The organism is Cellulosilyticum ruminicola JCM 14822, from assembly GCF_001311925.1.
In the GTDB taxonomy this organism is placed as follows: Bacteria; Bacillota; Clostridia; order Lachnospirales; family Cellulosilyticaceae; genus Cellulosilyticum; species Cellulosilyticum ruminicola.
In genome coordinates this window covers 1-1,271 of sequence record NZ_BBCG01000161.1, presented here as the reverse complement: position 1 = coordinate 1,271, position 1,271 = coordinate 1, and the positions used below count along the sequence as shown (strand labels likewise).

Sequence of the window (1,271 nt, the reverse complement as noted above, 5' to 3'; positions counted from 1 at the left end):
TTCATGAAAAAGGACTACCACGAAATAATTTAATGTCGTGGTAGTCCTTTTACTTATGTTTTAAGATATAAAAGATAAAATTATAAAAGTTATAGTTAATATAGTCCATATAATACCAGTAAGTAAATTGCTTTTATTTTTCAATTTTACACCCTTGTATAAATAATAAAAGGTTGGAGCACAAGTGAATAAAATATTTAATTGATAATTTACTTTAGTATTTAGGATAAATACATTTATAAGTTGAAGAACTATAAAAAAGATAGCTGATACAAAAAAGCTTATTACTGTAGCAATTGAATCTATTCTATCTTTTAAGTCGTCATCTTGTTGAGTTTTATTCATAAATAGACCTCCTAAAATATTATAACTGTATTGATTGAGATAAATTATGTGATAATACTAATAAACCATAACTATAACTAAGAGCAATAACTTGATAAATAAGCATTACTATTGTTGCGTGTAAAGTGCTTTTTTTAGTTAATACAGAGTAACCAATAACCATTATTACTATACTGTAAAGAGTAGGAATAGAAATTGTATTACATACAGTTTGTAATAAGAAATTACTCTTAAGTATTTCTTGACTAAAGAAAGCAGAAATGCTTAATACGGAAGTATTTACTTGAGTAATAAGTTTTAATATGTTATCTACTAAATTGAGACTATAAGTTATGAATATAGAATATACACTTAGTGCAAAAAGTGATTTAAAGCTAACTTTATCTTTGAAGAAGAGTTTTAATACTTGAAAGCACGCAGAGACTATTAGAGCAGATGCAAATATTCCTATAATAACCATAAATATACTAGAAATCATAGAAATTATAAATTGCTGTTGTAAAGCTTGTTCAGAGATACCAGAGTTTCTTAAAAGATTGTAAATTTCCTCTTTTTCTATCGGGTTTATATAAAGTGTAAGGATATAGGCGATACCTAAAATTATACTAAGTATACTGCTCCAAGCTAAACCATAAGGAGTTTCATTAGCTAAAGATTGAGAAATAGTTTTTCTAGGGTGAGTGAATAAGCTAATAGCACATTTATACCAAGGAATTTCATCTGCTATATACTCACATTCAGAAACTGGTAAGTTAATATTGTCGCCATTAATGTGTTCATCTATCATACTATCTTTTATAAAAATATATTCTTTTGATTTAAATATAATATACAATAAAAACAAAATAAGCACAATTATAAAAATGTTTTAAGCTAGGATTTTTTAAATCATTATATTTAAGGGTTCATCACCATAAACTGTGCTT

Annotated in this window: 2 protein-coding genes; both read right to left on the bottom strand. The window is 25.6% G+C overall.

Annotated elements, in window-relative coordinates; all coding sequences use genetic code 11:
- Positions 1-60: 60 nt before the first annotated feature.
- On the bottom strand, positions 61-345 hold the full coding sequence (locus JCM14822_RS18625) for a DUF6442 family protein (RefSeq protein ID WP_054744147.1): 285 nt from the start codon (positions 343-345) through the stop codon (positions 61-63).
- Positions 346-364: 19 nt separating this feature from the next.
- Positions 365-1,132 carry a YIP1 family protein gene (locus JCM14822_RS18620; RefSeq protein ID WP_054744145.1) on the bottom strand — a complete coding sequence of 256 codons (768 nt, stop codon included), beginning with the start codon at positions 1,130-1,132 and terminating at the stop codon, positions 365-367.
- Positions 1,133-1,271: the final 139 nt, after the last annotated feature.